Annotated in this window: 21 protein-coding genes and 1 tRNA gene; 10 read left to right on the top strand and 12 right to left on the bottom strand. The window is 61.4% G+C overall.

The features are described 5' to 3' along the window. Window positions 1–2: 2 nt before the first annotated feature. Window positions 3–1,229, bottom strand: a complete 1,227-nt coding sequence (gene fabB, locus BM234_RS13825) for a beta-ketoacyl-ACP synthase I (protein ID WP_092065972.1) — start codon at window positions 1,227–1,229, stop codon at window positions 3–5. Window positions 1,230–1,251: 22 nt separating this feature from the next. Further along, complete coding sequence (gene fabA / locus BM234_RS13820; protein ID WP_092065970.1) at window positions 1,252–1,761, bottom strand: bifunctional 3-hydroxydecanoyl-ACP dehydratase/trans-2-decenoyl-ACP isomerase; 510 nt, start codon at window positions 1,759–1,761, stop codon at window positions 1,252–1,254. Between the two features lie 183 nt (window positions 1,762–1,944). Here fabA and irrA point away from each other — a divergent pair, with 183 nt between their 5' ends. Then, a complete protein-coding gene (irrA, locus tag BM234_RS13815; RefSeq protein ID WP_092065968.1) occupies window positions 1,945–2,364 on the top strand; it encodes an iron response transcriptional regulator IrrA in 420 nt (139 codons plus the stop codon). On the opposite strand, the gene BM234_RS13810 is transcribed toward irrA, so the two are convergent. The 4 genes from BM234_RS13810 to BM234_RS13795 are packed head-to-tail and all read right to left on the bottom strand — an operon-like array spanning window position 2,361 to window position 3,999. After that, window positions 2,361–2,810 (bottom strand): periplasmic heavy metal sensor, encoded by a 450-nt coding sequence (locus BM234_RS13810; protein ID WP_092065966.1) that lies wholly within the window; start codon window positions 2,808–2,810, stop codon window positions 2,361–2,363. The two genes, irrA and BM234_RS13810, sit on opposite strands and share 4 nt — an antisense overlap. Before the next feature lie 3 nt (window positions 2,811–2,813). Beyond that, entirely contained in the window at window positions 2,814–3,152 is a 339-nt protein-coding gene (locus BM234_RS13805) for a hypothetical protein (protein WP_092065964.1), read from the bottom strand. Window position 3,153: 1 nt separating this feature from the next. Next, window positions 3,154–3,738 (bottom strand): RNA polymerase sigma factor, encoded by a 585-nt coding sequence (locus BM234_RS13800; protein WP_092065962.1) that lies wholly within the window; start codon window positions 3,736–3,738, stop codon window positions 3,154–3,156. Between the two features lie 51 nt (window positions 3,739–3,789). Beyond that, window positions 3,790–3,999 (bottom strand): hypothetical protein, encoded by a 210-nt coding sequence (locus BM234_RS13795; protein WP_092065960.1) that lies wholly within the window; start codon window positions 3,997–3,999, stop codon window positions 3,790–3,792. A gap of 216 nt (window positions 4,000–4,215) precedes the next feature. On the opposite strand from BM234_RS13795, the gene BM234_RS13790 reads away from it, so the two are divergent. Genes BM234_RS13790 through BM234_RS13780 form a run of 3 tightly spaced genes read left to right on the top strand, consistent with a single transcriptional unit; the run spans window position 4,216 to window position 6,017 of the window. After that, window positions 4,216–4,632: a DUF983 domain-containing protein gene (locus tag BM234_RS13790; protein ID WP_092066063.1), complete on the top strand. Its 417-nt coding sequence runs from the start codon at window positions 4,216–4,218 to the stop codon at window positions 4,630–4,632. A gap of 6 nt (window positions 4,633–4,638) precedes the next feature. After that, the gene (locus tag BM234_RS13785; RefSeq protein ID WP_092065958.1) at window positions 4,639–5,319 is read left to right on the top strand and encodes an NUDIX hydrolase; all 681 of its coding nucleotides are present in this window, start codon (window positions 4,639–4,641) and stop codon (window positions 5,317–5,319) included. 20 nt (window positions 5,320–5,339) lie between these two features. Further along, window positions 5,340–6,017, top strand: a complete 678-nt coding sequence (locus BM234_RS13780; protein WP_092065956.1) for a heparan-alpha-glucosaminide N-acetyltransferase — start codon at window positions 5,340–5,342, stop codon at window positions 6,015–6,017. On the opposite strand, the gene BM234_RS13775 is transcribed toward BM234_RS13780, so the two are convergent. After that, window positions 6,014–6,259, bottom strand: a complete 246-nt coding sequence (locus BM234_RS13775) for a hypothetical protein (RefSeq protein ID WP_139226806.1) — start codon at window positions 6,257–6,259, stop codon at window positions 6,014–6,016. The two genes, BM234_RS13780 and BM234_RS13775, sit on opposite strands and share 4 nt — an antisense overlap. 194 nt (window positions 6,260–6,453) lie before the next feature. On the opposite strand from BM234_RS13775, the gene BM234_RS13770 reads away from it, so the two are divergent. Further along, window positions 6,454–7,422: an endonuclease/exonuclease/phosphatase family protein gene (locus BM234_RS13770; protein WP_092065952.1), complete on the top strand. Its 969-nt coding sequence runs from the start codon at window positions 6,454–6,456 to the stop codon at window positions 7,420–7,422. On the opposite strand, the gene BM234_RS13765 is transcribed toward BM234_RS13770, so the two are convergent. Then, entirely contained in the window at window positions 7,416–8,462 is a 1,047-nt protein-coding gene (locus BM234_RS13765) for an aldo/keto reductase (RefSeq protein WP_092065950.1), read from the bottom strand. The genes BM234_RS13770 and BM234_RS13765 overlap by 7 nt on opposite strands. Window positions 8,463–8,646: 184 nt before the next feature. Continuing rightward, window positions 8,647–10,362, bottom strand: coding sequence for a hypothetical protein (locus BM234_RS13760; RefSeq protein ID WP_092065948.1), 1,716 nt, complete (start codon window positions 10,360–10,362; stop codon window positions 8,647–8,649). Between the two features lie 216 nt (window positions 10,363–10,578). On the opposite strand from BM234_RS13760, the gene metG reads away from it, so the two are divergent. Continuing rightward, window positions 10,579–12,291, top strand: a complete 1,713-nt coding sequence (gene metG, locus BM234_RS13755) for a methionine--tRNA ligase (RefSeq protein WP_092065946.1) — start codon at window positions 10,579–10,581, stop codon at window positions 12,289–12,291. A gap of 190 nt (window positions 12,292–12,481) precedes the next feature. Here the strand turns inward: metG and BM234_RS13750 are convergent, their stop codons facing one another. Both BM234_RS13750 and BM234_RS13745 read right to left on the bottom strand, forming a co-directional pair. Then, complete coding sequence (locus BM234_RS13750) at window positions 12,482–15,031, bottom strand: PAS domain-containing protein (protein ID WP_092065943.1); 2,550 nt, start codon at window positions 15,029–15,031, stop codon at window positions 12,482–12,484. A 386-nt stretch (window positions 15,032–15,417) separates the two neighbouring features. Next, window positions 15,418–15,493 (bottom strand) — tRNA-Thr (locus BM234_RS13745). 116 nt (window positions 15,494–15,609) lie between these two features. Between BM234_RS13745 and BM234_RS13740 the strand changes: the two genes are divergently transcribed. From BM234_RS13740 to BM234_RS13725, 4 genes are all read left to right on the top strand, one after another. After that, window positions 15,610–16,206 carry a VOC family protein gene (locus tag BM234_RS13740; RefSeq protein ID WP_092065941.1) on the top strand — a complete coding sequence of 199 codons (597 nt, stop codon included), beginning with the start codon at window positions 15,610–15,612 and terminating at the stop codon, window positions 16,204–16,206. A gap of 46 nt (window positions 16,207–16,252) precedes the next feature. Then, window positions 16,253–17,137, top strand: coding sequence for a serine hydrolase domain-containing protein (locus BM234_RS13735; protein ID WP_092065939.1), 885 nt, complete (start codon window positions 16,253–16,255; stop codon window positions 17,135–17,137). Window positions 17,138–17,310: 173 nt separating this feature from the next. Beyond that, a complete protein-coding gene (locus BM234_RS13730) occupies window positions 17,311–18,084 on the top strand; it encodes an HAD hydrolase family protein (RefSeq protein ID WP_175501276.1) in 774 nt (257 codons plus the stop codon). After that, the gene (locus BM234_RS13725) at window positions 18,085–19,305 is read left to right on the top strand and encodes a glycosyltransferase family protein (protein WP_092065935.1); all 1,221 of its coding nucleotides are present in this window, start codon (window positions 18,085–18,087) and stop codon (window positions 19,303–19,305) included. Window positions 19,306–19,307: 2 nt separating this feature from the next. On the opposite strand, the gene BM234_RS13720 is transcribed toward BM234_RS13725, so the two are convergent. Further along, window positions 19,308–21,056: a sugar phosphorylase gene (locus BM234_RS13720; RefSeq protein ID WP_092065933.1), complete on the bottom strand. Its 1,749-nt coding sequence runs from the start codon at window positions 21,054–21,056 to the stop codon at window positions 19,308–19,310. Window positions 21,057–21,206: the final 150 nt, after the last annotated feature.

The raw sequence follows: 21,206 nt of genomic DNA, 5'->3' as shown, positions 1-21,206 counted from the left end.
ACCTATCCCTGAAATTTGCTGAGCAACATGGACCCGTTGGTGCCGCCGAACCCGAAGCTGTTCGTCATTACCGTATCAAGCCCCGCATTCTCGACCAGCGATGTGGCGATCTCTTCCGGCTTGAGCGCAGGATCGAGGTTTTCCACGTTGATCGATGGCGCGATGAAATCATGCTCCAACATCAGAAGACAATAGACCGCCTCCTGCGCACCGGTTGCGCCTTGGCTATGGCCCGTCATTGATTTGGTGGAGGATACCGGCGGGGTGGACCCCTCGCCAAAGACACGGCGCACGGCTTCGATCTCGCCGACATCGCCGACCGGGGTCGAAGTGCCATGGGCGTTGATGTAGCCGACCTTCCGGTCCTGCAGCGTATCGAGCGCGATCCGCATCGCCCGTTCGCCGCCCTCCCCGGAGGGGGCAACCATGTCATGTCCGTCGGAAGTCGCGCCATAGCCCGTCACTTCGGCATAGATCTTGGCGCCGCGGGCCTTGGCGTGCTCCAACTCTTCGAGGACAAGCATTGCACCGCCCCCTGAAATGACGAACCCGTCACGATCCTTGTCAAAGGCGCGGGAGGCCTTTTCGGGCGTGTCGTTGAACTTGGATGACATCGCGCCCATCGCGTCGAAGAGGCACGACAGGGTCCAGTCCAACTCTTCGCCGCCACCTGCGAACATTACGTCCTGCTTGCCGAGCATGATCTGTTCTGCCGCGTTGCCGATACAGTGCAGCGACGTCGAACAGGCCGACGTGATGGAATAGTTGACGCCCTTGATCTTGAAGGCCGTCGACAGGTTCGCCGAGATGGTCGAGGACATGCATTTGGGCACGGCAAAGGGCCCGATGCGCTTGGTCGCCCCGGTCTTGAGCACGGTTTGATGCGCCGCGAACATTGCGGATGTTGAGGGGCCTCCCGACCCGGCGACGACACCGGTGCGCGGGTTGACGACATCACTTTCCTCCAGACCCGCATCGGCGATGGCCTGGCTAAGCGCGATATGGGCATAGGCGGCGCCCGGACCCATGAACCGCAAGGTTCGCTTGTCCACATGCTCGGCGACATCGATCTTGAGATCGCCCGCGATCTGGCTGCGGAATCCGTGTTCCGCCATAGCTTCATTGGCACGGATGCCGGATTTCCCGGCTTTCAAGGAGGCCAGAACCTCCTCCGCATTGTTGCCGATGGACGAAACAACGCCCAGTCCTGTCACGACGACGCGACGCATGGCTGCCTCCCTGCCTGCCCGGTCAGCTCTCGGAGAGAGCGACCTTCATGTCTTTGACTTGATAGATCACATCGCCGTCGGCTTCCACACGTCCGTCGGCCACACCCATGGTAAGGCGCCGCGTCTGTACGGCCTTGGTGAAATCGACGAAGTAGGTCAGCTTCTTGCGGTCTGGCCGGACCATGCCGGTAAGCTTCACCTCTCCGACGCCGAGCGCATAGCCACGTCCCTGCCAGCCGCGCCAACCGAGGTTGAACCCGGTCAGTTGCCACAAGCCGTCAAGCCCGAGACAGCCCGGCATGATGGGGTTGCCCGGGAAATGGCACTCGAAAAACCAAAGGTCCGGGTGGATGTCGAATTCGGCAACGATGTGCCCTTTGCCGTGTTCGCCGCCATCAGCGGAGACCTCGGTAATGCGGTCCATCATCAGCATCGGCGGGGCGGGAAGCTGTGCGTTTCCGGGGCCAAAAAGCTCGCCACGGGCGCATTTCAGCAGGTCGTCCTTGTCGAAACTGGTCGGAAAATCGGCCATTCGGGCACGCCTTTCTGGTTCGTGATCGCTCGGATCTCTCGGTTCCACGCGGTCTAACATCGGGTAACGCGGCGTGGCAAGGGCGCATCGGCACGACCGCGCAACAGGGCCATGTCCCTTATAGCAATTGAAATTCCCCTTCGGGACGGACTATATACTATCTAAATAAGCGCTGGAGAGAAGATGACTTCGGAAGAGTTGAGACGTGGAAGCGAATGGCTCGCGGGTGCCGGGCTACGCCCGACCCGACAGCGCGTGGCGCTTGCGACGCTTCTGATCGGCGACGGGCGGCACCGCCATGTCACGGCCGAAAGTCTTTTTGGCGCAGTAAAGGAAGAGGGGGAGCAGGTCTCGCTCGCCACGGTTTACAACACTCTGCGTGCTTTCTGCGATGCCGGCCTCATTCAGGAAGTGACCGTGGACGGCTCTCGCAGCTATTTCGACACCAACACCCACGATCACCCCCATTTCTTCTGGGAAGATGACGGGCATCTCAGCGACGCGCCCTCCGAAGACCTGCAGATTGCCCGGCTTCCCGACGCCCCCGAAGGGGCGGAGATTGCCTCCGTGGATGTCGTCATCAGGCTACGCCGCAAGACCTAGCGCTTCTTCTTGGTGATCCGGTCGAGCGTTTCTTCCAACCGGTCAGCAAATGCGGTGCGCGCTTCCGCGGGCGCGGTGGCGAGATAATCCGCCAGAACCTGACGCCCTTCGGCCATCCTCGCTTCGGCATCCAGCGACTGTTCGGTGAGCAGCGTCCTGATCGCTTCGGGATCGAACGGCTCAGCGCGCAGCGCTTCGATCATTTCCGCGTAGCCCTCGAACCTGTCTTCGCCTGTTCCTACCCGTGCCCGCATCCGCTCGTGCAGATCCTTGCGTACCTCGGGCGCGAGGGCGCGGGTATAAAGCGCGCCGCTGACAGATGGCGGCCGGCGGTCATCGCGCTCAGGTCCGCCAAAGCGCCACACCATCCCAAGGACAAGCCCAAGCACCAGCAAGTTGATCGCCACCGATGCCAGGAGAGCTTTGCGCGTCCAGTCTTTGGTCATTCTCTATCCTTCGATCAGGTCGAATCCGAACCCGCTCACCGGGTCCAGAACGGCCTCTGTCGTCTCAAGCCCGAGCATCTCATAGGCCAGCGTGTCGAACGATTGCGGCGGGGCGACGCCGATCCAGAAGCCCGCAACCCCGGCAAGCGCCGCGCCTGCAAGGCTTGGCCAACCGCCAAAGATTTCCTTCAGGGAGGGCCATGCTCGGGGCGCAGGGCGCTCCCATTCCGCCTGTACCCGAAGCGCATCGCTCAATACCCGGGCCAGCAAGGCGTCATCTGGCTCCCGCTCGGCCCGCGCCGCGGTGAAGTGCCGATCCAGGTTTTCGTCCGTCCCGGTCATCTCAGGTCTCCTCATATCCCAGCTCGTCCTTCGCGCCGCCGAGCAGTTCCGACAATTTCCGTTTCCCGCGCGCAATAAGGCTTTCGACGGCCTCGACGCCCACGCCCATGATCTCCGCGATTTCCGGGTTCGCGCACCCGTCGAGATGGCGCAGGACGACCGCTTCCCGCTGACGTTCCGGCAAGGCCTGTAGTGCGGTCTCAAGCGCGGAGGCCCGATCCCGATCCTGCAACAACCGCTCTGCTCCGGGCGCCGGGTCCTCTGGTTCCGCGATCGCGTCCAGCCCAACCCCTCGGCGGCGGCGCAGTCGATCGGTGCAGAGGTTGGCCACCACACGATAAAGCCACGTCGTCACCTTTGCCTCTCCGGGGCGCCAATCGGGTGCAATCCGCCAAAGGCGCAACATCGCCTCCTGCGCCACATCCTCGGCCTCGGTGACATCGTTCAGCATCCGCTTTGCCTGCGCAAAGGCCCTTGGCGTCAACCGAAGGGTCAGGCTTTGCGCCGCCACCCTGTCACCACGCGCGAACCGCGCCAGAAGCGCGTCATCCGTAGCATCGCTCTGGGCATCGAAAGGCATCGGCATCTCGCCAAGCAGAGTTCCTGTTTTTCACGCCCCTCGCAAGGGGCGCAAACCTCATCCCGGAGATACGGCCCCGAGCGCGCCCACGACCCCCGACATATGAACGCGCGGCCCCTTGGCACTTTTCGTCAAATCGTGCTGCGCCGAGTAGCCACTTTCGTGCAACCCATCGCCACCAAATGGCCCCGGCGGGCATAAGGCCCCAATCAGAATGGCCAGTCCAATGGCCACGCTCAGAACCCCTGCCTTGATTTCGTCCTTCATCTTACCCTCCACCCGGAGCCCATTTGCCGATCTATACGCAGGCGACATCGCATTCCGTCGCAGCAGACCCGGAAATTTGCGACATCCCGACGCAAGAGCCCTGTCCGCCCTTCTCATTGCGCGCCGAGTGTCTACTTTGTGAGGCGAGGGGCATGGACGGGATACGCGCAGATGCACCAAGTTGCAGACATCAAGAACACGAGGGACCCCGAACTGATGCAGTTCGCGGGAACCGAAGAGCAACCGCCAGAAGACCTGTCGTTGCCCGAGGATAACCGCCCCCTGAAACGCTCGGTTTGGCGTGGCTGGCGGCGGCGTTGTCCGAATTGCGGATCGGGTCCGATGTTCAAGAGCTATCTCAAGGTGCGGGATATCTGTCCCGTCTGCCATGAGGACCTGTACCATCACCGCGCGGACGATGGCCCCGCCTATCTCACGATTCTGATCGTCGGACACCTGATGGCGCCGCTGCTGCATACGGTCTTTGTGACGTGGCGGCCTGAACCGATGACGCTTTTCACCATCTTTGCGGTCGGGTGCGTGGGCCTGTCGCTTTACCTTCTGCCCCGGCTCAAGGGAGTGGTGGTCGGAATTCAATGGTCCCGGCGCATGCACGGTTTTGCGCAGGCTTGACCCCTCATGACCGTGGTGCGCGATGCGGCAACCGTGATTGTGCTTCGCGATCGGGCGCACTCCCCCAAGGTCCTGATGGGCCGGCGGGGCAGCAAGGCCGCCTTCATGCCCGACAAGATGGTTTTCCCCGGCGGCGCGGTTGATCCGGGCGATGCCGAGGTTCCTTTGCGCGGTCTGCCCGAGCGGATATGCCTAGAGCGGCTTGCCGAAGGGTGCGATCCGACAATCAGCGGCGCACTGGCCGCGGCGGCGGTGCGTGAACTTTGGGAGGAGACCGGGCTGATCCTCGGCACCCCGGGAGACTGGCCCGACGCACCGCCCGACTGGGCGCGATTCGCGGCAACGGGCCATCGCCCCTCCGCCTCGGGGATGCGTTTCGTCTTTCGCGCGATCACGCCACCGGGACGCACACGCCGGTTCGACGCGAGGTTTTTTCTTTTGGATGCCGAACAGCTCAGTTCAGACCCAGACGATTTCACCCATGCCGAAGATGAATTGTCGGCATTGTCTTGGGTTCCGCTGGACGAGACCGAAAAGCTCGACCTGCCCTTTATCACCGAGGTGGTACTGGCCGAAGTGGCTTCGCGCATCGACGATCCGGCCCCGCCCCCTTCGGTACCCTTCTTTCGCAATTCCGATGAGGAGAGCCACTTTCTCCGCCTCGGACGTCGAGGGCCGCTCCCCTGAGTGCTGAACGGATCGAGGCATTGGATCTGGCACGGGCACTGGCCCTGCTGGGAATGGTCCTGTTTCATACGGTGTACGATCTCGCGCTGTTTGGATTGATAGATCCCCTCACGCCCCGGCTCGCCCACTGGCGGTTACTCTCCATAATCACCGCAGGGAGCTTCCTTCTCATTTCCGGCATTTCCCTGACCCTGTCCCATGGGAGCGGCATTCGCTGGGGCCCGTTCTGGCGACGGTTTTGCAAGATCAGCGCCGCCGCATTGGCGATCACGGTGGCGACGTGGCTCTATGCGCCCGGGCAATTTGTCTATTTCGGTATTTTGCATGCCATCGCGGCATCATCGCTGCTGGCTTTGCTTTTCCTGCGCGCACCGATCTGGACGACGCTGAGTGCGGCTCTTGTAGTGCTCACCGCCCCGCAACTCTGGGGCGCAGTCCATACCCAGACATGGCTTATGTGGCTCGGGTTTCATACCGCGCCGCGCGCCGCGATGGACTATGAACCGATGCTGCCATGGGCGGGGTGGTGTCTGCTCGGGGTCGCGCTGGCCCGGATGCACCCGCTTTCGAAGACGCCCCCTGCGCCCGGTTGGACCCGCCCCGCGCTATGGGCCGGGCGGCACAGTCTGATTATCTACCTCATCCACCAACCAGTGCTACTTGGCCTGATCGGGCTTTGGGCCCACTTGAGCGCCTAGAGATCTTCGGTCACGAGTTCGCGCGGAGCTTTCACGGTGGGATCGCAAGCCACCATCGCGTTGCCGGGATCGCGGATGATCAAGCCCCCGGATTGGCGGCATGCCTCAAAGTTCATGCGCCCATTCAGCACCATGTATTCTGTCGGCCCGGCAGGAATGCCCGCGCTACTTGTGGCGCCGCCCGCGCTTTCGATGCACCCGGCCAGAAGCGGCATGCATAGCAATGTTAGCCAACGCGTCATTCGAAAACTCCTGCAGATTTCTAGGCACACTATCGCCAACCCGATGACCCCTGTCCATTCCGCCGGCCCTCACGAGGGGATCGCGTGGCCCATTGGCCGCAGGGCAGATTTACCTAACGTAAGGAAATCCGGAATCAGGCCCCACGCGGATCTGGGATAAGCTGCCCCGGACCGTAACATTTCGGAGCGCCCTCATGCCTCCCTTTCCCCGGCCCGACCCCTTTGACTACGATCCTGCGGAAGAAATAGCCGCGCTGGAGCAGTGGCGACAGGAGCAACCGGGGCGCGCGATACCTCAGCGACAACCTGAGAAACTTCTGCTGGCGAGTTGGAACATCGCCAACCTTGGCGATCCCGGTCAACAGCGGGATCCGCGCGATCTCGACATTATGGCTTCCCTCATCGGCTGGTTCGATCTCGTTGCGCTTCAGGAGGTCAAACAGGACACGACTGCGTTGCAACAGATCCGCGCACGACTGCCCTCGAGCTGGCGCGCGATCTTTACCGACAAGGGCGGGAACAATGAGCGACTGGCCTTTCTCTATGACAGCGATGCGGTTGAGCTTCTGGAACTCGCCGGGGAAATCGCCGTGCCGCCTGCGTCGGCCCGGTACATCCGCCTGCCGGGGATAGATCGCAAGTTTGATGGCTTCGACCGGAATCCCTATGCGGTGGCGTTCCGCCGCGAGGGCCTGCGGCTCACGATCGCGAATGCGCACCTCTATTATGGATCATCCAGCACCTATCACGAAAACCGCAGGGCACTGGAGAACTATGCACTCGGCCGCTGGGCGGATCTCAACCGCAAGAGCCAATTCGCATACACCCGCAATGTCATTGTCATTGGCGATCTGAACATGCCGAAGGCAGAGCCGGGCGATCTGGTATTCGAAGCGCTGACGCGGCGGGGGCTGTTCATCCCAAAGCACCAGACACGGATCGGAACGACGACGGGCGGCGATACGCACTATGACCAAATCGCCTTCTTCCCCGGTCAGGCAGGCGCCGCCTTTCAAACCTCAGGGGTGTTTGACTTCGACGGCGCGGTATTCTCGCACCTATGGGAGCAGGAGGGACGCACGAGGTTTGACGCCTTCGTACGGTACCACCTATCTGATCACAGATTGCTCTGGGCGCAATTCGACGCGACGGGTCCTCAGTAGGGCATCGGGAAATCACGGTGCGCGATATCGATATCCAGCAAAACCTCCTCCGGAAGGGTCAGGTCCGCCGCATCAATGATCAGGCGCAGTTGCGCGAGGCTGGTGGCACCAAAGATGACCGACGTCATGAAGGGCCGCTGCTTGGCCCACGCAATCGACATCTGGACCAGATCGAGCCGGTGTTTGTCGGCGACCCGCTGATAGGCGGCCACGGCTTCGAATGCATTCGGGGTGTTGCGCCCGCCAAGCTCTTCGTTGATCGACATGCGTGAACCAGCGGGCACGCGACCATTCTGATATTTACCAGTCAGCAAGCCAGCAGCGAGCGGCGAATAGGCCAGCAGGCCGATATCCTCGTGGTGGCAAAGCTCTGCCAGATCCGTGTCGAACAGGCGGCACAGCAGGGAGTATTCGTTCTGGATACTTACGGCGCGGGGCCCAACGCCCTCATCGGCGAGCCGCACCCACTGCGACATGCCCCAAGCGGATTCGTTGGACAGGCCGAAGTGCCGGATCGTGCCACGCTTGCACTCTTTGGCCAGCGCTTCCATCACCTCGTGCATGTTGTCCACTGTTTCGGCGTGGTTCTGCTCGGTGGGATCGAAGCTCCAATTCTGGCGGAAGGCATAGCTTCCCCGGTTGGGCCAGTGAAATTGGTACAGGTCAATGTGATCCGTCTTTAGCCGGCGCAGGTTGCCTTCGACAGTTTCCGGGATGGTTTCCGCCGAGATCGGCGCGCCGCCGCGAGCATATTTGAAACCTTCCCCAGAGTGCTTGGTGGCAAGAACCATATCATCGCGCCGCTCGGGGTATTTCTCCAGCCAGAGACCGATCATCCGCTCCGTACGACCAACCGTCTCTTCGTGGATCGGGGTCGTGGGGTACATTTCTGCCGTGTCGATGAAGTTGATCCCGCGATCCAACGCCAAGTCGATCTGCGCGTGTGCCTGATCAAGATCGTTTTGCGACCCCCAGGTCATGGATCCAAGGCACAGCTCCGACACCATCAGATCCGTCCGGCCCAACCGGTTCTTTTTCATACGTAAATCTCCGCCCCTCGTGTTTCCGGCGACAGCATGCGCACCCCCCATAGGGAAGGCAAGCCGTATGGGCCGCGATTCTATCGCCGAGCCAGTTTAACAAATCATGTGCGTGGAAGGGCAGGCTTTGAAGCAGGGTTTCCGGGCCTCGGTCGGGGCCCAGAAACGGTTTTGAGTCAGCAGGTTACATCTTAACCTGTTTTGCAAATGCTTCCATGGTTTCACCCAAGGACTTCACTGCAAGCGACGCCCCCTTTCGCGCGCCCTCTTGCGCGACCTTTTTCACCTCGTCGGTGTCGTAACGCTCCTCAAAGCGGTCTCCGATCTCGGAATGTACCGCCGCAAGTGCACCTCCGAGCGCGGCATCAAGGATGTGATCGCCGTTGATCCAGTTGATCCGGATGTCTGTCTCCCGCTCCTTGGGATCGAAATGTACCCAAGGATCAACGTTGGGAAGCTCCAGCTTGTATTCAGGCCAGACCAGATCGAGGATCAACCTGCGGCTTTGGCACCGGCTTGCGAACTTACCCAGCACATCACGAGCATGATGGCCGATCTCCCACAGGTGATAGGTATCAAGCTCCGCAAATTTGAAATCCGTCCGTGTCAGCACGGCCTCCATCACCCGCTCATTGTGATAGAGATAGACCACCCATCCCGAATTCATGCAGGAGATGTTGGACTTGCGGGAGAGCCAGACCGCGAGATTCCGGAAATAGGCGCGGATGTTCTCCAGATGTGCCTGACCCGCGCTCGATGCGAGGAACCCCTGCCCTTTCACTGTATCGTTCGGCAGGCTGGTGTAACCCACGAGATTGACGTTGACGAAATGGTGCCAGGTCGCATCGGTCACAACACGGCCCACGCCTGCCCGATGCCCGTTGTAGGCACAGATGCCACCAAAGCTGTGACCCACTGTAGGATCTTTTCCGCCCGAAGTGGTTCCCGCCAGCACGATATTGGTCGAGATGATCTCCGGCAGAGGTTTGGGGCCCGCGTCCGTCGCGTTGGGGAATTCCGGGCCGAGGTTGCTCTTGAAGGATAGCGTGCTGCTGGTGTTGGTCGGCTCCACACATTCGCCTTCATGCGGGTGGTCGGGCATCACGCGGATGACCCCGTTTGGACCGCACAGCAAGGGATGCGGGAAAGAGTATTTGAACAGCCAATTGGAGGCCGAGTAGATCTTGGGGATGACGCCTTGCGGCACGTCGTCGGCCTGATCCTCGAATTGGGAACCGGGATCGCCGGGCCGGTTGGTATCGTTGCGACGCGGGCCGCCCATGGAAACCTCATCGAGGTCATTGTTGGACGAGGTACTCTCCCACAGGCGCATCTTGCCCGCGCGCGGGAGTGCCTGCCCCATGAACCTGCCGAGGGCCGCGTGATCGCCCGTTGCGAACAGCCCGCCACCGCCATTCTGAAACTCGGCGATTGCCTGAAGCTCCGTATCGGCGAACTGGCTGGACGGGTACGGGTTGCCATCCGATGCCGTGCCTCGCCCCCCGATCGAGGTGCTGATCCCGAACAGAAAGACCACATCGAACATGCCGGGGGCGAAATCATCGGTGTCGTCGAACTTGAAGGAAGGGACGCGTTTCTTGATGCGCGGCTCGAACTCCATCATCGCGTTGCCGCTGCGGTTATAGAGATGGCCCAGCGTCACCTCAAAGCGCGCGGGAACAACGGAATCGAGCAAGGTGCGGATGAAGGTCGCGAGGCCGAAATCACCGTCGGAGAAATCAAGGTTTCCGTCCGTGACCACAAGAACGCGCACCTTGCAGAACGGGAACCACGGCCACAGGGCCTCGGGTTTGCGGATGAAATCGGCCCTCAGACGCTCACGAGCATCGACGATGGCCTGATTGGCCGGCGTCAGTTGGAAAATCTCTGCATTGGACATGACTGAACCCTATAAAAATATACGAGGAAACATTCCGGTCAGCGACGCGCGGTGCGGCAGCCCAAATGAGGCGCCAGCGCTCCGGCCGGATGCATTAACCATACCACGGGAGGGGCCCCATAGACCAATGCGGGAATCCATACCCGGAGATGACTGTGGTTCTCCAAGAAGCCATGCGCTAAAGGAGGCGCCAACACGTCGGACAAGGGCCCGGACATGACCAGACACCTCATCACCTCGGCGATCCCTTATATCAACGGGATCAAGCACCTCGGAAATCTCGTCGGCTCTCAACTGCCTGCCGATCTTTACGCCCGGTATCAGCGCGGGCGCGGCAATGAGGTCATGTTCCTCTGCGCCACCGACGAGCATGGCACGCCGGCGGAACTTGCCGCCGCCAAGGCGGGCAAGCCGGTAGCCGAATACTGCGCCGAAATGCACGAAGTTCAGGCCCGGATCGCCGAGGGGTTTCGCCTGTCCTTTGACCATTTCGGGCGCTCGTCCTCGCCGCAGAACCAGAAGCTCACACAGCATTTCGCCGGACGTCTGGCCGAGGCCGGGCTGATCCGGGAAGTCAGTGAAAAGCAGGTCTTTTCCAACGCGGACGGGCGTTTTCTGCCTGACCGGTATATCGAAGGGACCTGCCCCAACTGCGGGTACGACAAGGCGCGCGGCGACCAATGCGAGAACTGCACCAAGCAGCTTGACCCGACCGACCTGATCGACCCGCGCAGCGCGATTTCAGGCTCCACCGATCTTGAGGTGCGCGAGACCAAGCACCTCTATCTTTGCCAGTCGAAGATGAAAGATCAGCTGGAAGAGTGGATCGATACCCGCGAGGGCTGGCCGATCCTCACGACGTCGATCGCCAAGAAATGGCTGAATGACGGCGACGGGCTTCAGGATCGCGGGATCACCCGAGATCTCGACTGGGGCGTTCCCGTCAAGCGCGGCGAAGAGGACTGGCCCGGCATGGAGGGCAAGGTTTTCTACGTGTGGTTCGATGCGCCGATCGAATATATCGCGGCGGCTCAGGAATGGGTTGATGCGGGCAAGGGCACGGATTGGGAACGTTGGTGGCGTACCGACAAGGGCGCGGACGACGTGCGCTATACGCAATTCATGGGCAAGGACAACGTGCCGTTCCACACGCTCTCTTTCCCCGCGACCATTCTGGGCAGTGGCGAGCCTTGGAAGCTGGTGGATTATGTCAAATCCTTCAACTACTTGAACTATGACGGCGGCCAGTTCAGCACCAGCCAAGGGCGCGGTGTCTTCATGGATCAGGCGCTGGAGATCCTGCCTGCGGATTACTGGCGCTGGTGGCTTCTGTCCCATGCGCCGGAAAGCTCCGACAGCGAATTTACGTGGGAGAATTTCCAAGCCTCGGTGAACAAGGATCTTGCTGATGTCCTTGGGAATTTCGTCAGCCGCGTGACCAAATTCTGTCGTTCCAAGTTCGGGGAAGAGGTTCCCACGGGCGGGGCGCTGGGCGCGCGCGAGGCACAGCTTATTGCCGATATCGCGGCGCAGGTCCGGGCCTATGAAGGGCATATGGACGCCATCGAGGTCCGCAAGGCCGCGGCGGCGCTGCGGGCCGCGTGGGTGCTTGGGAACGAGTATTTGCAGGATGCCGCCCCGTGGTCGACCTTCAAGGAAAACCCCGAACAGGCAGCGGCGCAGATCCGTTTGGCGCTTAACCTCATCCCGCTTTATGCCGTGTTGTCGGCACCCTTCATCCCCGATGCATCAGCCGCGCTGCTGGAGGCCATGGGGGTCGAGACTGACGGTTGGCCGGCGGATATGGAGACGGCGTTGAGCCGCCTTGCGCCCGGTCATGCCTTCACGGTGCCGGAGACCCTGTTTGCCAAGATCACGGACGATCAGCGCGAGGATTGGGCGACGCGGTTTTCCGGGCTTCGGGATTAAACCACCGCGCGCAGCGTCATACACACGGTTGAACGGCACCCCCCGGAAACGGGCGGGTTAACCTGTGAAAACAGGCCAAACGGCGTGTATGACAGGCGTATGACTCGCGTATGACATTTGTATGACTCCCTTCGCGCGGTCGGGCCGGATTAACGGCGCGCACGGGGGCGGGATTAACCCGCCCAGCCCCTCAGTCAGGGTTGCGACGGACCGCGTTTGACAAGGCGGCGAAAAGGTCTTCGCGCTGGACGGGTTTCATCAGGCGGATATCCTCTGGGCGAAGCCCATTGCCATGCACCGTGGCTTCGCTCGCATATCCGGACATGAAGACGACGGGCAGATCATCCCTGATTGCCCGAACGGCGCGGGAGAGGTGCGTGCCCTGAAGCTCCCCCGGCATGACGATATCGGTCAGCAAGAGATCGAATGTCGGATCGGCCTCAAAGAGGGCAAAGGCGTGATCGCCATTCATCGCGGGCGTCACGTCATAGCCTGCGCGTTCAAGGATGGTCACCAGAGTTTCGCGCACCGGATCTTCGTCCTCGGCCAGAAGGATCCGCTTGCCGGTTCCGACGGCAGGCTTTGGCGCGCGGCCAGTCCCGGCGGGTTTCACATCGGCATCTTCGGCGACCGGGAAATAGAGCTTGAAGCTCGTGCCCTCGCCCACCTCGGAATAGACTTGGATCGTTCCCCCCGATTGACGCACGAATCCGAAGGCCATCGACAGGCCAAGACCCGAGCCCAGCCCTTGGGGCTTGGTGGTGAAGAATGGCTCGAAGATGGAGGCAATATCCTCCTCCTTGATTCCGGAGCCAGTGTCGCTGACGGCGAGCATGACATAGCGCCCCGGCGGGACTTCTTCTTGTCGGGAATCCACATAGGCCTGATCGATGCGGACATTGGAGGTCTCAATTGTCAGCTTGCCGGCGTTGTCCATCGCATCGCGGGCGTTCAGGATCAGGTTGAGCAGCGCGCTTTCGAGTGAGGTGCGATCCACCTTGATCGGCCATAGCCCGGCCAAAAGCGAGGTTTCCACCGCAACACTCTCTGGCAGGGCACGGCCCATCCAGTTCTTGGCCTCACTCACCACCGTGTTGAGATGCAGCACCTCCGGTTTGAGCCGCGCCTTGCGCGCAAAGGCGAGCAGGCTTTTGGTCAGGTCGGCGCCCCGCATGGTTGCCGACGTTGCCGCGCCGATCAGGCGGGCTTTCATCTCCGGATCGTTCTCATCGCTGAGCAGTTCGAGATTGCCGAGGATCACCGCGAGCAGGTTGTTGAAATCATGCGCTACCCCGCCGGTGAGCATGCCGATGCTCTCGGATTTCTGGGCGCGGTAGGAGATTTCGCGTTCCTTCTCCACCTGTTCCTGCACGGCAACCTCTCGGGTCACGTCGAGCACGATGGATTCAAGCAGAACGCGCCCATTCTTGGTGGAACTGGCGCCGTGATAGTCGAGCCAACGAACGGTGCCATCGCGCGCGGTGATGCGGAACCGGTGCGTGACCTTCTTGCCCGTCTCAACACTTTGGCTCATCGCCTTGTAGAAACGCGGCAGATCCTCGGGATCATGGCACCGGGCAAAGATGCCGCGATCGGCATAGATTTCCTCGTCGGTATACCCCCATATCTCTTTGCACTTGGGGCTGACGTACAACAGCTTGGTATTGTTCCGGTCCGTCACGTCGGACTGGAACATCACGCCGGGCAGGTTTTCCGCGATGACGGCGATGCGGTCGACGGTTTCACGATGCTGCCGCTCCGACGCGCGGATGTCGGTCAGGTCGGCCTGTACCCCGAACACGCGGGTTGGCTTGCCATCCCTGAGGCCACCCCCGACCCAGTGTGCCCGCATGTAACGCACGTCGCCATCCGTGCGGATGATACGGAAATCGATGCGGTCGCGCTCCCGCTCGCCGGAGTCGGCCTTGGCGAATTCAGCTTGCAATGTGGGAAGATCGTCAGGGTGGATCAGCGCGGCCCACGTGGACATCGGCACCATCCCCGGCTTGATATCCAGCCCATAGGCCGCGGCCATGCCCGCATCGAAATATACGTCCGATTCCCCTACCGTCCGCTCAAACATCCCCATCCCGGAATGGCGAAGCGTCAGATCCAACCGCCGCGACAATTCTGCGGCGCGCGCGGAATCGAATGCAAAACGCGTGGCGTAGGTGAGGATTTGCCACGTCACGAAAATGGAGAGTATGCCGACACCCATGAAGATCAGCGCAGACCGCGCCGCCGTCAAATAGCCCCCACCCCCCGGAAAGGAGGACCCGACATAGAGGATTGGAAAGATGAAGAGCGTCAGAAACCCGATGATGATTGGAGGAATGGCGCGTTTCGGTATCATCGGCCAGTTCGCAGGCGGGCGCAGGTAGGCGACGAGCATCCCGACAGTAGGAATGGCCAATTGCATGAAGACACCGACGACGGGAACTGGCCCACCCTTGGAAAGCGAGAAAATGGCCCCGATCGTCCCGGCCAGAAATCCGCTCAAAGGGCCGCCCAGATAGCCCGCAAAGACAAGCGGGCCAGCGATCGCATTGAGCCGCACGCCCCGGGGTTCGAGTACATACGCCGTCATGGACAGCGAAACCACGAGCACGCCGAAAACCAGCCCGATGAGTACCTGTTGCGCCCGCCGCCGGAATCGCAGGCAGTCTGCGACGAGGATGGCGTAAAAGAAGGCCCCGGCCAGCAAAAGCGATGTGAGGCCTTGGAAAATGGACGCGAACATAGAATCCTCAAAACAACACTGAGGACTTAGGTTAATGAAATCTAAATATTTATTCACGTTCTAATTCGTATAGATAAAGGCGCGTAATTGCCCGCCGGCGCCGGGATCCGCGAGTGCGGGGGCGGGATGAACCTTTGCCCGAAAAGGCCCATTCAGGGCGATTGGGATAGCATTTTGCCGCGTGATTGCTCCCGTTCCGTGGGGCGGGCCCAATGGGCGGTGATCAACGCAGCAACGCGCCGCTGGAATCGCGGCCGAAGCCGGAGGGATGCGCGCACTGCGAGAATGCGGCGCTTCGGTCCATGCGCACAGACGCGGCGACCAGCGCGGCAAGACTTGCCTAACAGTCTGAATTTAGAGTGGTTTTCTGGGCATTCAGCTTGCGATGGTGCCGCTGAAGGGACTCGAACCCCCGACCCACGCATTACGAATGCGTTGCTCTACCATCTGAGCTACAGCGGCACACGAGCGGGCTTTTAGCGATGCCGATACTTCATGGCAAGCGGGGAAACATGCGCGGTGCCAAGGGATGTGGATCGCGCTAGTGTAACGCGGGACAGCTTTTCAGGAGGAGCAGGATGGCCCAGGACAGTTACCGCAAGATCCAGACGCAGGGGGTGCATCACATCACCCTTGTCGGGGCAGATCGGCAGAGCACCATCGACTTCTGGGAAGGAGTGCTCGGGATGCCTTTCATCTTCGATCAGCCGAACCTCGACGCACCCGATCAGGGGCATCTTTATTTCGATCCCGGCGATGGTCGGCTCATCACGGTCTTTACCAGCGAGGATCGCAAGCCGCGGGGAAAACCTGCGCCGCAGGATCCGGGCTGTGTGCATCATATCGCCTTCAACGTCAGTCAGGTCAGCTTCTGGCAGGTGGCGGAGCGGCTGGAGGCGCGCGGGGTAAAACACTCCGGCCCCAAGGATCGTGGCTTTATGGATTCCATCTATTTCCGTGATCCGGTCGGGCTGTTGGTGGAGCTTGCCGCCTATCGGTTCGAGCCGCCCGAAGGTTGCCGCCATGCGGAGGTGCTGATGCGGGCGCATCATCTGCGGGTGGCGCGGGGCGATGGGCATATCGACCGGGTACATCTGGCCGATGCCATCGAGGAACTGGTGGAGGAACGAAACGCCTCCCTCTCGCCGGATCGTCATCCGAAGAACCCCTATTGAGCGGGCGGGGCGCGACACCGGGGCGACACGCGCCCCTGCCCCGCTGATGGCGGGCACGGAGCATCATGCCGTCTGGATTGACCGTGAGGGGCGATCCGGAGGCATCGGGAATGCGGGCGCGCTCTTTCCCTACTGGAGCTTTACCAAGACCGTCATTGCAATTTGCGCCGTGGCGCTGGCCGGAGATGGCTCTGTGGATCTGGATGCCGCCCTGCCCGGCGAAGATTTCACCTTGCGGCAACTGCTGGCCCATAGCGCCGGGCTGCGCGATTACGGCGGGCTTGCCGAGTATCACCGGGATGTCGCGGCGGGCCGTGCGCCGTGGACGCGGCAGAGGGTGGTTGATGCGGTGCGGGGGCAAGGTCCGCTCTTCGCGCCCGGTGCGGGTTGGGCATATTCCAATGTCGGCTACATGCTGGCGCGGGAGCGGATCGAGGAGGTCGCCCAGCGCCCGTTTTCCCGGCTGGTCGCGGACCTCATTACCAAACCGCTGGACCTTGGCAGCGTGGCACTCGCCGCGGACCTCTCTGACATGGCGACGGTGCATTGGCCGGCGGGCCACGGCTATGATCCCGGCTGGGTCTATCATGGATGTCTTGTCGGTTCGGCCAACGATGCGGCGCGGCTATTGCATGGGTTCGCCGAAGGGGCGCTTTTGTCCTCGTGGGGGAGGACACAGATGCTGGACCGTCGCTGGCTGGGCGGGGCATTGGCGGGGCGCCCGTGGACGGATTGCGGCTATGGACTTGGCCTGATGAGCGGGACCATGGGGCAAGCGGGCCGGGCATTCGGGCACACTGGGGGCGGGCCCTTTTGCGTCAACGCGGTGTATCACTTTCCAAGCCACGGGCGCACGGTCGCGAGCTTCACGGACGGAACCGACGAAGGCCGGGCGGAGCATCACGCCGCCTTGCTTGCAGTGGAAGGTTGAGCGCGTCCCTGCGCGCACTGCACCCTTCAATCTGCCCCAGCGCGCGACCGTGAACCGCCCCAGGCTTCTTGCTTCAAGCGGAAAGCTGCACCCCATTTCAGAAAAAGGTTTTCCCCAAGAGGTCTCGGCCCATATATTCCGCGAAAAGCCGGAGGAGGATCCCCGTGCAACTTATGGTGTTCACCGATCTCGACGGAACGCTGCTGGATCATGAAAGCTATTCCAGCGCTGACGCGGCCCCGGCGCTCGCGCTCTTGAAGTCGCTGAACGTTCCGGTCGTCCTTGCCAGTTCCAAAACTGCGGCGGAGATTGCCCCACTACAGGCGGAACTGGGGCTAAGTGAGTGGCCCGCCATCGTCGAAAACGGCGCGACCACGCTGGAACCCGGTGCCGATACGGTGGATGACCGCGACGCCTATGAGGCGCTGCGCGCCGCGCTCAGGGAGATACCCGCGGACCTTCGGCGCATGTTTCGGGGGTTCGGCGATATGGGCGTGGATGAGATCATGCGGCACACCAAGCTGGATTTCGAAGCCGCCGCCCGAGCGGGGGATCGCAGCCACAGCGAGCCGGGACTCTGGAGCGGGACCGACGAGGACGAGGCGAGCTTTCTGGCCGCGCTTGCCACCCACGGGGTCGCCGCGAGACGGGGGGGCAGGTTCCTGACCCTGTCCTTTGGCGGGACGAAGGCAGGCGCGATGGCGGGGATCATCACCAAGTACCAGCCGGCCCGCACGCTTGCCCTCGGGGACGCCCCCAACGATACCGAGATGCTTGAACTGGCCGATTTCGGGGTGATCGTCCGGAATGATCATGGACCGGGCATTCCCGAGTTGCCGGGCGAGAAAAACGGAAGCATCCGGCGCACCGAGCTTGCTGGTCCTGCGGGATGGAACAAGGCTGTGCTGGATGTCGTTCAAGAATTGAAATTGCAGGAGAGCGCCTGAATGGCCGATTTCCACCAGGACGGCACCGTCGTCCAGTTCCACAATCTGCGCTCGCGCCCGTCCGAGGAACTCATCTACGAACTGGAGACCTTTTCCCAGACGCGCAAGATCTCCCTCATCCTTCCCTCGCTCTTTTCGGAGCTTGAAGGCGAGGCGCTGACCAACATTCTCAAGGAGCTTTCGCAGGTCAGCTATCTGCACCGGATCGTCATCGGGCTGGATCAGGCGGATGAGGCGCAATACCGCTATGCGCGCGAATTCTTCTCCGTCCTGCCGCAGCAACATACCGTGATCTGGAACGACAGCCCCCGGATGTTACAGATCCAGAGCAGGCTTGAGGATCTGGGCCTTGCTCCGCAGGAACCGGGCAAGGGCAAGAACGTCTGGGGCTGTATGGGCTATCTGATTTCCTGCGCCGATAGCGCGGTGATGGCGATCCATGATTGCGACATCCTTACCTATGACCGGGAAATGCTGGCGCGGCTGGTCTATCCCGTCGCCAACCCCAACTTTTCCTATCAGCTTTCCAAAGGATATTACCCACGCATCGGGGGTGTGCGGATGAACGGCCGCGTGACGCGTCTTCTGGTTAGCCCCATGCTCGTCTCGTTGAAAATGGTGATCGGGCAGCGCGACTATCTCGATTACCTGCACAGCTTTCGCTATCCGCTGTCGGGCGAGTTTGCGATGCGCACGGGCATGCTGCCCGACCTGCGCATTCCGTCGGACTGGGGCCTTGAGATCGGCGTTCTGTCGGAGGCGTGGCGCAATCTGGGGCCGCGCGCAATCTGTCAGGTGGAGATTTCCGACGCCTATGACCACAAGCATCAGGATCTCTCGCCGGAAGACGCCAACGCCGGGCTCAACCGCATGTCCATCGACATCTGCAAGGCGGTCTATCGCAAGCTCGCCGCCGATGGCACGGTGTTCACGCCCAACGTTTTTCGCACGCTGAAGGCAACCTATCACCGCCGGGCGCTCGACTTCCTCGAAGCCTATTACAACGATGCACGGATGAATGGCCTGACGATCGACCGCCACGCCGAAGAGCGCAGCATCGAGGTTTTCGCGGAGAACATCATCAAGGCCGGGCACCTGTTCCTCGATAACCCGCGGGAGACACCCTTTATCGCCACGTGGAACCGGGTCCATGCGGCTGACCCCCTGCTCATCAGCGATTTTCGTCAAGCGGTCGCGGCGGATCAGGAAGAATATGCCTGAGGTCAGCTCGGCAGGTTGCTGATCCAGCGGCACTGATAGGGGGCAAAGACGACTGCCCCCTGATCGGCGCGGATTTCCTCCCCCGAAAGCAGATCGATCCAGCCTTCATCGTCGATCAGGTTGATCTGCGTCGCGGGGATTTCCACCGTTTCCTTGCTCACGTTGTGCAGCGCAAAGATCGACTGAGTCCGGTCAAGCGACTGGCGCCAGATGCCAAAGATACGCGGCTCCAGATTCAGGGTGAAGTTCGTCGCGTTCGGGTGCAGGCCCGGTTGTTCGGCGCGGATGCGAAGCCGGTCGGACACCAGCTTGAGCACACGGGCATGAACCGTCTCGGGATCAGAGAGGCTTTCCTTGAGTTCCGGGTAATTCCATCGGTGCCGGTTGATCGCCCGGTTCATGCCGCGCCGGAGTACGGCATCCCGGTCATTGGGCGTCGCCAGCATGGAGTGGATGTAGAAGGCGGGAATCCCTTCAAGCGACATGACGATGGTCTGCGAACAGAGAAAGCGCGAAACGTGGTGATCATCCGGCCCCTCGAACGTGCGTCCGGTGGCCTCGAAGAAGGAGGTGTTGAGCTCATACGGTGCCTCCCCCCCATCCGGCAGCGCGCGCATGGACACAAGACCGCCCAGATCGCGCACCGTATCGATCATCCGGTCGATTTCCTCTTGCGGCAAAAGCCCTTCGGCAGGGCGCATCCCAATCCCGTCGTGGCTTGCCGAGAAATTGAGATAGGCACAGCCCAGCGGGGCGGGCGGCATTGCCCGCTGCCAGTCCAGCAGGTATTTCGCCGTGCCGGACATCATCGCATGCAGCACCAGCGGCGGCAGCGGGAAGTTATAGACCGAATGCGCCTCGTTGCGCTTGCCGAAATAGCTGAGGTTCTCGGTGCGGGGCACGTTCGTTTCAGTCAGCAGGATCACGGTTTCGGTGGCATAGTTCACCAGATGCCGCAGCAATTTGATGATGGCATGGGTTTGCGGCAGGTGGATCGAGGAGGTTCCGATTTCCTTCCACAAGAACGCCACCGCATCGAGCCGCAGGATGCGCACCCCGTTGTCGATGTGCAGCCGGATGATGCGCAGCACTTCGAGCAGAACCTCTGGGTTGCGGTAGTCCAGGTCGACCTGATCGTGGCTGAAGGTGCACCAGACATGGCGCGTGCCGTTCTTTGTCTCCACCTCCCGCAGCAGCGGGCTGGTGCGCGGCCTGACCACATCCGAAAGATCGTCATCCGGCGAGGCCTCGAAGAAAAACTTGTCATAGGGCGGGATGCCCTGAAGATAAGCGTTGAACCAGGTTCCCTGACTGGAGACGTGGTTGAGTACGAGATCCGACATCAGGGCGAATTCGCCGCCAATCCGCTGGATGTCTTCCCAGTCGCCAAGGGTCGAATTGACCTTGGTATAATCCGTCACCGCGAACCCGTCGTCGGAGGTGAAGGGGAAGAACGGCAGGATATGCACGCCGTTGATCACGCCTTTCATATGGGTCAGCAGGAAATCGTGCAGCACGTCGAGCGGTTTGTGGGTGCCGTCGATCAGGCTGTCGCCATAGGAGATGAGCAGCGCGTCGCGCTGTGACCACAGATTGTTGCCGGGTGCGCGTGGACGTTTGCGGCGGTGCACCCCTTCGGGCCAGAACGCCTCCATCACTTGCGTGGCCAGTATCGACGCATCGAGGTCGGGGTAAATGAACGCGAGCAATTCGGTCAGCCGCGCGCTGAAGGAGACGGATTTCGTGGCCATGTTCCCCGAGGTCTTTCAAACAGATACTCTGGGCAGTTCAGGCCAAGCGCGCGCCGGGAACAAGGATAAACTGTCTCGCAGTGGCGATTGTGGCATTGCTGCCGCGATATCTGGTCAAGGGACCAGCACTCGGGGGGCGGACAAACCTTG

The organism is Poseidonocella pacifica (assembly GCF_900111875.1).
In the GTDB taxonomy this organism is placed as follows: Bacteria; Pseudomonadota; Alphaproteobacteria; order Rhodobacterales; family Rhodobacteraceae; genus Poseidonocella; species Poseidonocella pacifica.
Note: the sequence above shows the minus strand (reverse complement) of the source record. Positions and strands in the feature narration are given on the sequence as shown.

What these genes read in the sequence shown, in the direction of transcription:
- fabB (WP_092065972.1), bottom strand. Translation starts at nt 1,229, where the DNA reads ATGCGTCGCGTCGTCGTGACAGGACTGGGCGTTGTTTCGTCCATCGGC.
- fabA (WP_092065970.1), bottom strand. Translation starts at nt 1,761, where the DNA reads ATGGCCGATTTTCCGACCAGTTTCGACAAGGACGACCTGCTGAAATGC.
- irrA (WP_092065968.1), top strand. Translation starts at nt 1,945, where the DNA reads ATGACTTCGGAAGAGTTGAGACGTGGAAGCGAATGGCTCGCGGGTGCC.
- BM234_RS13810 (WP_092065966.1), bottom strand. Translation starts at nt 2,810, where the DNA reads ATGACCAAAGACTGGACGCGCAAAGCTCTCCTGGCATCGGTGGCGATC.
- BM234_RS13805 (WP_092065964.1), bottom strand. Translation starts at nt 3,152, where the DNA reads ATGACCGGGACGGACGAAAACCTGGATCGGCACTTCACCGCGGCGCGG.
- BM234_RS13800 (WP_092065962.1), bottom strand. Translation starts at nt 3,738, where the DNA reads ATGCCGATGCCTTTCGATGCCCAGAGCGATGCTACGGATGACGCGCTT.
- BM234_RS13795 (WP_092065960.1), bottom strand. Translation starts at nt 3,999, where the DNA reads ATGAAGGACGAAATCAAGGCAGGGGTTCTGAGCGTGGCCATTGGACTG.
- BM234_RS13790 (WP_092066063.1), top strand. Translation starts at nt 4,216, where the DNA reads ATGCAGTTCGCGGGAACCGAAGAGCAACCGCCAGAAGACCTGTCGTTG.
- BM234_RS13785 (WP_092065958.1), top strand. Translation starts at nt 4,639, where the DNA reads ATGACCGTGGTGCGCGATGCGGCAACCGTGATTGTGCTTCGCGATCGG.
- BM234_RS13775 (WP_139226806.1), bottom strand. Translation starts at nt 6,259, where the DNA reads ATGACGCGTTGGCTAACATTGCTATGCATGCCGCTTCTGGCCGGGTGC.
- BM234_RS13770 (WP_092065952.1), top strand. Translation starts at nt 6,454, where the DNA reads ATGCCTCCCTTTCCCCGGCCCGACCCCTTTGACTACGATCCTGCGGAA.
- BM234_RS13765 (WP_092065950.1), bottom strand. Translation starts at nt 8,462, where the DNA reads ATGAAAAAGAACCGGTTGGGCCGGACGGATCTGATGGTGTCGGAGCTG.
- BM234_RS13760 (WP_092065948.1), bottom strand. Translation starts at nt 10,362, where the DNA reads ATGTCCAATGCAGAGATTTTCCAACTGACGCCGGCCAATCAGGCCATC.
- metG (WP_092065946.1), top strand. Translation starts at nt 10,579, where the DNA reads ATGACCAGACACCTCATCACCTCGGCGATCCCTTATATCAACGGGATC.
- BM234_RS13750 (WP_092065943.1), bottom strand. Translation starts at nt 15,031, where the DNA reads ATGTTCGCGTCCATTTTCCAAGGCCTCACATCGCTTTTGCTGGCCGGG.
- BM234_RS13740 (WP_092065941.1), top strand. Translation starts at nt 15,610, where the DNA reads ATGGCCCAGGACAGTTACCGCAAGATCCAGACGCAGGGGGTGCATCAC.
- BM234_RS13735 (WP_092065939.1), top strand. Translation starts at nt 16,253, where the DNA reads ATGGCGGGCACGGAGCATCATGCCGTCTGGATTGACCGTGAGGGGCGA.
- BM234_RS13730 (WP_175501276.1), top strand. Translation starts at nt 17,311, where the DNA reads ATGGTGTTCACCGATCTCGACGGAACGCTGCTGGATCATGAAAGCTAT.
- BM234_RS13725 (WP_092065935.1), top strand. Translation starts at nt 18,085, where the DNA reads ATGGCCGATTTCCACCAGGACGGCACCGTCGTCCAGTTCCACAATCTG.
- BM234_RS13720 (WP_092065933.1), bottom strand. Translation starts at nt 21,056, where the DNA reads ATGGCCACGAAATCCGTCTCCTTCAGCGCGCGGCTGACCGAATTGCTC.